The 7,580-nt window shown below is 56.4% G+C and carries 8 protein-coding genes; 5 read left to right on the top strand and 3 right to left on the bottom strand.

Features of this window, described 5'->3' with window-relative positions; genetic code table 11:
* The 3 genes from ACTIKR_RS11265 to ACTIKR_RS11255 all read left to right on the top strand — a co-directional run.
* Positions 1-713: ubiquinone biosynthesis accessory factor UbiJ (locus tag ACTIKR_RS11265; protein ID WP_442327881.1), on the top strand; the 713-nt coding region annotated here is incomplete at its 5' end.
* Complete coding sequence (ubiB, locus tag ACTIKR_RS11260; RefSeq protein ID WP_226816821.1) at positions 710-2,281, top strand: ubiquinone biosynthesis regulatory protein kinase UbiB; 1,572 nt, start codon at positions 710-712, stop codon at positions 2,279-2,281. The genes ACTIKR_RS11265 and ubiB, both read left to right, overlap by 4 nt.
* A complete protein-coding gene (locus ACTIKR_RS11255) occupies positions 2,281-2,775 on the top strand; it encodes an adenylyltransferase/cytidyltransferase family protein (protein WP_193088448.1) in 495 nt (164 codons plus the stop codon). The genes ubiB and ACTIKR_RS11255 overlap by 1 nt, the downstream gene beginning before the upstream one ends.
* Positions 2,776-2,997: 222 nt before the next feature.
* On the opposite strand, the gene ACTIKR_RS11250 is transcribed toward ACTIKR_RS11255, so the two are convergent.
* Positions 2,998-3,675, bottom strand: a complete 678-nt coding sequence (locus tag ACTIKR_RS11250) for a protein-L-isoaspartate O-methyltransferase family protein (protein WP_014749414.1) — start codon at positions 3,673-3,675, stop codon at positions 2,998-3,000.
* Positions 3,676-3,752: 77 nt separating this feature from the next.
* Positions 3,753-4,565, bottom strand: coding sequence for a bifunctional hydroxymethylpyrimidine kinase/phosphomethylpyrimidine kinase (gene thiD, locus ACTIKR_RS11245; RefSeq protein ID WP_442327880.1), 813 nt, complete (start codon positions 4,563-4,565; stop codon positions 3,753-3,755).
* A gap of 123 nt (positions 4,566-4,688) precedes the next feature.
* On the opposite strand from thiD, the gene ppk2 reads away from it, so the two are divergent.
* Complete coding sequence (gene ppk2 / locus ACTIKR_RS11240) at positions 4,689-5,885, top strand: polyphosphate kinase 2 (RefSeq protein ID WP_442327879.1); 1,197 nt, start codon at positions 4,689-4,691, stop codon at positions 5,883-5,885.
* 192 nt (positions 5,886-6,077) lie between these two features.
* On the opposite strand, the gene ACTIKR_RS11235 is transcribed toward ppk2, so the two are convergent.
* The gene (locus ACTIKR_RS11235; RefSeq protein WP_193088445.1) at positions 6,078-6,521 is read right to left on the bottom strand and encodes a MarR family winged helix-turn-helix transcriptional regulator; all 444 of its coding nucleotides are present in this window, start codon (positions 6,519-6,521) and stop codon (positions 6,078-6,080) included.
* Between the two features lie 353 nt (positions 6,522-6,874).
* On the opposite strand from ACTIKR_RS11235, the gene ACTIKR_RS11230 reads away from it, so the two are divergent.
* The gene (locus tag ACTIKR_RS11230; protein WP_193088444.1) at positions 6,875-7,411 is read left to right on the top strand and encodes a VOC family protein; all 537 of its coding nucleotides are present in this window, start codon (positions 6,875-6,877) and stop codon (positions 7,409-7,411) included.
* The last annotated feature ends 169 nt before the right edge of the window (positions 7,412-7,580 follow it).

Here is a 7,580-nt window from a genome sequence, read left to right as displayed (position 1 = left end):
CCGTAAGCTTAAAACGGGTCGGATTCAGCACGAAAAGGGTACACTATCGGATTCAGAATCTTGCGTGGTCTACCGGATTTTTTATGTTGCTCTCCGCCTTACCTGATCCAAACATTCCTATTGTGCGCGCCCTGAACCTGCTGCTGGATCGCGAACCCTGGGCAAAGCCGCGTATTGCCGCGCATGCCGGCAAAACCGTATGCATCCGCATCAGCCGTCTTGTGCTTCGGGTTACCCTTGGGCACGATGGTAGCGTGGCGCGTGCAGATCCTGCGGTTGTTGCCGATGTCACGCTGTCCATCCCCGAAAGCCGGCTGGGCGATGTGCCCGGCGCATTGCGCAATCGTCACGATCCTGCACAACTTGCCTCGCTGCTGCATCTGGAAGGGGACGCCGGCCTGGCGCAATTGGTCTCGGAGCTGGCACGCGACCTGCGCTGGGATTCCGAACACGAACTGGCCCGGTTTACCGGCGGCCTGCTGTCAAAACAAATTCATTTGCTGCTGCACCGTGCGTTTGCGACCACCACCACCGTTGCTGGCCGCCTGTCGGAAAACGTGAGCGAATATGTTGCTGAAGAGGCCGGCATGGTGCTGGGAAAGCCGGCGCTGCAATCCTGGGAGCACTCCCTGCGCGCTGCGACCGTACAGCTGGATCAGCTCGATGCCCGGCTCAGGGCGCTTGACGCTCGACATCGCAGGAGCGCACGATGATCATGTCAGCCCTGCGCCTGCTGCGCATATTGCTGATCTGCCTGCGCTATGGGTTGGATGAGTTGGTGCTCAGTGGCCTGAAGCATCCCATTGCCAGTTCCCTGCTCAAAGTGGTGCGGCTGGGTCGCCGTTTTGAGCAGCCGCGCGGCGAGCGCTTGCGGCTTGCGCTCGAATCGCTGGGACCGATCTTCATCAAGTTCGGTCAGGTCCTGTCCACCAGGCGCGATCTTATCCCGCTGGATATTGCCGATGAGCTGTCGGCGTTGCAGGATCGAGTGCCGCCGTTTCCGTCCGAACAGGCCATGCAAAGCATCCAGAAGGCGTTTGGCAAGCATCCGTCCGAACTGTTTGCGCTGTTTGAAACCGAGCCGGTGGCTTCGGCCTCTGTTGCCCAGGTGCATTTTGCCGTACTGCATGACGGTCGTGAAGTGGCGGTCAAGGTGCTGCGCCCCGGCATGCTGGCGGTCATCGAGCGGGATCTATCGCTCATGAATCTGTTTGCCGGTTTTGTGGAACGCCTGTTGCCAGATGGGCGTCGCTTGCGACCCAGGGAAGTGGTCAGCGAGTTCGACAAGTACCTGCATGATGAACTCGATTTGCAGGTTGAGGCGGCCAACTGCAGCCAGTTGCGTCGCAACTTCGAATCCAACCCGAAGCGCGCCGACTTGCTGATGGTGCCCGAAGTGATCTGGGAATACACCAGCAAGACTGTCATGACGATGGAGCGCATGCACGGCGTGCCGGTCAGCCAGATCGACAAGCTGCAGGTGGCCGGTGTCGATATCAAGAAGCTGGCTCGCAACGGTGTGGAAATTTTCTTTATCCAGGTGTTTGAAGACGGTTTTTTCCACGCCGATATGCATCCGGGCAATATTTTTGTCTCGCTGCAACCGGAAACGCTGGGACGCTATATCGCGCTTGATTTTGGTATCGTCGGATCACTTTCCGAATTTGACAAGAACTATCTGTCGCAGAATTTTCTGGCGTTTTTCCGCCGGGATTATCGTCGTGTGGCGCAGTTGCATATTGAGTCCGGCTGGGTGCCGGCCAATACGCGGGAAGAAGAGCTTGAGGCTGCCGTGCGGTCAGTGTGCGAGCCTTACTTTGATCGCAAATTGTCCGAAATTTCCCTGGGCCAGGTGCTGCTGCGCCTATTTCAGACCTCGCGTCGCTTCAATGTGGAAATCCAGCCGCAACTGGTCCTTCTGCAGAAAACCCTGTTGAACGTGGAAGGGATGGGGCGGCAGCTTGATCCCGATCTGGACTTGTGGCAAACGGCCAAACCGTTTCTGGAACGCTGGATGTGGGATCGCATCGGCCCGCGTGCTTTTGTCGCCCAGGTGCGCAAGGAAGCCTCGCAGTGGTCGCATCTGTTGCCGGAAATTCCAAGGCTGGTGCATACCCAACTGGCGCGTCAGGATAGTTTGCCGGCCATTCGCAAGGAATTGTCTGAATTGGGGAAAAGCCACCGTCGCAGCGAACGCATCTTTATCGTCATGACGCTGATCCTCACGCTGCAGGCCGGGTTGATACTCTGGCTGGTGGCCACGTTGCTGGAGTGGCAGTAATGAGCATACGTTTCGAAAGCAAGATTCTGACCCGCCAGCAGTGTATTGATGCCGTTCGCAATGGAGCATTGCCCCGACCGCTGGTGTTTACCAATGGCGTGTTCGATATCCTGCATCGTGGCCATGTCAGCTACCTGGATGAAGCTGCGCAGCTTGGCGCCAGCCTGGTGGTTGCCGTCAACACCGACGATTCGGTGCGTCGGCTGGGCAAGGCGCCTGATCGCCCCCTCAATGGGCAGCAGGATCGCCAGGCGATGCTGGCTGCGCTGGCCAGCGTTTCTGCAGCGACCGTATTCGAAGAAGATACCCCTTACGAGCTGATCGCGCAATTGCGGCCGGATGTGATCGTCAAGGGTGGTGATTATGATATGGCCACACTCAGGGAAACCGCTCTGGTGCAAAGCTGGGGCGGGCGTGCGGTTGCCATTCCCTTCCGTTTTCAACGCTCTACCACAGCCCTGGTCAATGCCATCCGCGGCACCACCGCCCAGTAAGGGGTCGCGCCAATGCTCCGCTTATGTCTCGCCAATAAAGGCTTGCATTGGCGATTGATTTTTATCGCTATTGATCTTCGTTGATCAATGACGTGCGCCACGCGTTAGGGCTGGCGCATCATCATGCACAAAGGCCGTTCCTGCGACTGCACTAGTCAGTCTGAGGCAACGGCCGTTGCTTTTGAACCCCAACCGGCATGGGCCGATGCGGGTTCAGGTAAATCAGAATTTGAAATGAGACACAGTGGTGCCGCGCAATGGCTTGGCGTACGTGTCAAACAGCGACTCGGTTTCAAACGCGGCGGCGCTGACCCGGGTAATGCGCAAAGCCGTCATGACTGGCGCCTGTCCCACAATGGCAACCAGCCGGCCACCGATGGTCAGTTGGTACTTCAGTGAGTCGGGAATGTTTGGAATGGATCCGGTCAGCAGGATGGCGCTGTACTCGCCGGTACCCCAGCCGGCGCGTCCATCGCCGATTTCCACTTTCACGTTACCGATCTGCTCGCGCTCCAGGTTGGCCTTGCCGAAAGCCGCAATATGGCGATCGATTTCGACGCTGACAACCGTGCTGCACAGGCGACTGACAATCGCCGCCTGATAACCCGAGCCGGTGCCGATTTCCAGCACGCCGTCGGTTGGCGTCAGACGCAATTCCTGGGCCAGCCGCGCCTCTATTTTAGGCGCCAGCATGGTTTCACAGCTGTTGATGCCTTCAACTTCCAGTGGGATTTCGATATCGGAATAGGCCATATTCTGATATCGGATAGGTACAAACCGTTCGCGCGGAATCGCAGACAGCGCGTCCAGTACATCCTGGTCCAGTACATGCCACGGACGGATCTGCTGTTCGATCATGTTGAAACGGCTTTGTTCGGCGAGGGAAGTCAGAGCATTCATAGGAAGAGTATCAAACGTGGTCCTGAGATTGGGATTTCTTGTTCATTTTACCCGCAACTGGCGCGGTGCTTCTGGTTTCATGACCATAAGGCATGAAAATGATGGACGGGCCCGTGCCCGTGGCCAACATTTAGTTCGCCGGAACGGGCAATGGCAGTCTCGATGTAGGTCTTGGCCAGCCTGGCTGCCTGCGGCACATCGCCCGTGCCGGGAATCAGCGCACACAGGGCCGCCGACAGTGTACACCCCGTGCCATGAGTATTGGGCGTGTCAACGCGTTTGCCGGGCAGCTCGATCATGCGGTCTCCGTCGGTCAGCAGATCGACGGTGTCGTTGCCTGGCAAATGGCCGCCCTTGAGCATAACCCAAACGGTGCGGTGATGATCCATGAGTTTACGCAGGCGCTCTGCCACCCTGTACATTTGCTTTAAGGAATCGGCCTCCCGTTCGCCCAGCAGCACGCCTGCTTCGGGCAGGTTTGGTGTAATGACGGTCGATAACGGTATCAGTGCTTCACGCAGCGTGGCGATGGCCGGCTTGTCCAGCAGCACATCGCCGCTTTTGGCCACCATGACCGGATCCAATACAATATGGTCGGGCATCCAGTAAGCCAGGCGTTCGGCCACCATGCGGGTCACCGGCTCCTGGCCCAGCATGCCGATTTTTACCGAATCGATATGAACATCGTCAAACAGCGTATCAATCTGCTGACGAACGAAATCGGGTGCGACAGGCTGCACGCCGCTCACCCCCTTGGTGCTCTGGGCGGTCAGGGCCGCCACAACGGCGCAGGCATAAGTGCCCAGGGCACTCATGGTCTTGACGTCGGCAAGAATGCCGGCACCGCCGGAAGGATCTACACCGGCAATGGTCAAAGTATTAAAAATCATACAGCCTCTCTGTCGACAGTATTGTTGTCATACGCATATGATAATGTCTTCCTCTGAATTAATGTTAATGATTGAGTGAAGGCGCAATCTTACAATGCGTTTTTATCAGTACAAGGATGTCAAATGGCTACCCGTAAATCTACAGATCAAACGAGCCGTCAGGGCAGTAAATCCAATAGTCTGCACGCCGAAACCGACCTTATCGCACGTGAGGTGACGGCGGGCGATACCCAGTCGGGAGATACGCCGGCGCAAACCCGCGACAATACCGTTATGGACAGCCAGCGGGCACGCATCAATGCCGAAGCAGCTGCCTTTACGGCCGATCTTGTCGGTACCGACAAGGCCGCACGCAATCAGCGGGCCAAGCTCCTGCTCGAGGGCATGGCGGCCGATGATCGTCGTGAACTGCTCCAGTTGCTGCGTGAGGAAAAACTTCGTGTCGACAACCTCAGGCACCCGGAAACCGATCCGGACTACAAGCTGCAGGACAATTGGCAGGATGGGGGGTATCCCTATAAATATCTCATGTCGCGCCGTAATTACGAGTTTCAGAAATACGACCTGCAGGTTGAACTGCTCAAGCTGCAGTCCTGGATCAAGGAAACTGGCCAGCGTGTCGTTATTGTCTTCGAAGGTCGCGATGCGGCGGGCAAGGGCGGCACCATCAAGCGCTTCATGGAGCATCTGAATCCGCGGACAGCCCGTGTGGTTGCGTTGCAAAAGCCGACGGAACGCGAGCTGGGCCAATGGTACTTCCAGCGCTATGTGGAGCACCTGCCCACCAGTGGTGAGATAGTCATGTTTGACCGTTCCTGGTATAACCGGGCGGGGGTTGAGCGGGTCATGGGATTCTGTACCGATGCCCAATACATGGAATTCATGCGCCAGGCGCCGGAGTTCGAACGCAATCTGGTTCGCAGCGGCATCAGTGTCATCAAGTTCTGGTTCTCGGTCAGCCAGGATGAGCAGAAACGCCGGTTCAAGGAACGTCGTCACCATCCGCTCAAACAGTGGAAACTGTCTCCCATCGATATGGCCTCCCTGGACAAATGGGATGACTATACTCGTGCCAAGGAAGCGATGTTTTTTCATACTGACACCAGCGACGCGCCCTGGATCGTGGTCAAGTCCAACTGCAAGAAACGCGCGCGGCTTAACGCCATGCGCTATGTCCTGCAGCAGTTCAATTACACCAATAAGGACTCGGCACACATCGGCAAGATTGACCCGCTGATTGTGGGTCGTTCCAACGTGGTCTACGAGCAGGGCGAACACGTATTGCACAGCCCGTCAGGGGTAAAGCAGGACACTCGCTAACACCGGTTTTCAGCTGCGTGTCGTCGCAGCGGCTGTGGGGGAGACTGCCGGGGTTTTGGTCGCATGGTTTTTGGCCAAACAGGCATGGCAGCAGCGGTTGCTTGATCTGGCAACGCGGGTGACCGTTTGCGTTCATGCCCTCACCCCGGTGGTTGCTGCGGCCATGCGCCGGTATCGAGGCAACCCGTTGCATTATCCGCGCGCCACCAATTGCTGGGCCCGGTTCAGTACCTGGTCCAGATAGCGCTGCAGCACCTCGCGCTCGGTGGGTGTCAGGTCCTGCAACAGGTAATCGTTGCGCGCCATCATCAATGGCGACACTTCCCGATAGGCCGCCTGGCCGGCAGGCGTCACCACCAGAATCTGCTGTCGCTTATCGTCCGTATCGGCTGTGCGGGACAAGAAACCCTTTTTCTCCAGCCGGGCAATGGCCCGGCTCACCTGCATCTTGTCCAGCGTAGTGTGTTGTGCGATATCGGTCGCACGCATATGTCGTGCCTGATTGACGGCAACCAGCACGCGCCAGTCGTCGCGCGATATGCCCAGCCGGCTTTCGTAGACTGTAGCCACCGAAAGGCTGACCACGTCGGCCAACTGCGAAAATTGGTAGGGCAAAAAAGCATTCAAATCAATCATGGAAAACTCGTTTAATATTCAATTGATAACGAATGATACTTCATTTTCATCGCCTTTCTTGGCGGGATAAAAATATAGAATAAGGAAAAATCCCATAATAAATAACAGATTGCTGTATTTATTAGTTGACGGATGAAAACAAATACTATTTAATAGTAACGTTGGTTACTATTATTGATGGCCTGCGCATCAGGGCCTGCATATTGGAACTTCTGCATCGGGATCTGTGCATATTGCGTATGCACCCATGCCTGACTAGCAAAGCGTGGCGCAGGCGCTTGCGAAGACCGTGTTTTGCGATCCGGCGCTTACGCGCAATATTTCATTCAGCATATCAGACAAAGAGGGTAGACATGGACATTCAGAAAATACATCACGTAGCCTATCGCTGCAAAGACGCCAAGCAAACTGTTCTCTGGTACAAGGAAAATCTGGGGATGGATTTTGTCCTGGCCATTGCCGAGGATCGCGTGCCTTCTACCAAGGCCAATGATCCCTACATGCATGTTTTCATTGACGCCGGCCAGGGCAACATACTGGCTTTCTTTGAACTGCCCAACTCACCGGAAATGGGCTTTGATGCTAATACGCCTGACTGGGTTCAGCATATCGCGTTCGAAGTGCCCAGTGTGCAGGTGCTGGAACGCACCAAGGAAAAGTTGCAGGCCAAAGGGATTGATGTTGTGGGTATCACCAATCATGTCCTGTTCAAGTCCATTTATTTCCGGGATCCCAACGGACATCGTGTCGAGCTGGCCGCGCCCACGGCTACGCCGGAAATGAACCGGAAACTGGATGAGGTCAAATGGGAGATGCTGGAAGAATGGAGCAAGACCCGGCGTGCGCCCAAACACGCAGCGTGGCTGCACGAAGAAGAGCTCCAGGCGTAACGACTGTTGCATGGCTTGCAAAACGGGCCAGTAAGGAGAGCAGATCGAAAAGAGGCCGATCGCCAACCGTGGGGGTCGGCCCCTTTGTTATTGCGCGTGCGCTGTCAAGCGGTCCCGTATGACGTAGTGCGCATGCCGGTGTCTGCGTGATTGCCCTTGTCCTGCCACT

Source organism: Advenella sp. (assembly GCF_052108595.1).
Lineage (GTDB): Bacteria > Pseudomonadota > Gammaproteobacteria > Burkholderiales > Burkholderiaceae_B > Advenella.
This window is presented reverse-complemented; position numbering and strand designations above follow the sequence as displayed.

Excerpts from the sequence above, each read along its gene's own strand:
- ACTIKR_RS11255 (WP_193088448.1), top strand. The coding sequence starts at position 2,281 with ATGAGCATACGTTTCGAAAGCAAGATTCTGACCCGCCAGCAGTGTATT.
- ppk2 (WP_442327879.1), top strand. The coding sequence starts at position 4,689 with ATGGCTACCCGTAAATCTACAGATCAAACGAGCCGTCAGGGCAGTAAA.
- ACTIKR_RS11250 (WP_014749414.1), bottom strand. The coding sequence starts at position 3,675 with ATGAATGCTCTGACTTCCCTCGCCGAACAAAGCCGTTTCAACATGATC.
- ACTIKR_RS11235 (WP_193088445.1), bottom strand. The coding sequence starts at position 6,521 with ATGATTGATTTGAATGCTTTTTTGCCCTACCAATTTTCGCAGTTGGCC.
- ACTIKR_RS11230 (WP_193088444.1), top strand. The coding sequence starts at position 6,875 with ATGGACATTCAGAAAATACATCACGTAGCCTATCGCTGCAAAGACGCC.
- thiD (WP_442327880.1), bottom strand. The coding sequence starts at position 4,565 with ATGATTTTTAATACTTTGACCATTGCCGGTGTAGATCCTTCCGGCGGT.
- ubiB (WP_226816821.1), top strand. The coding sequence starts at position 710 with ATGATCATGTCAGCCCTGCGCCTGCTGCGCATATTGCTGATCTGCCTG.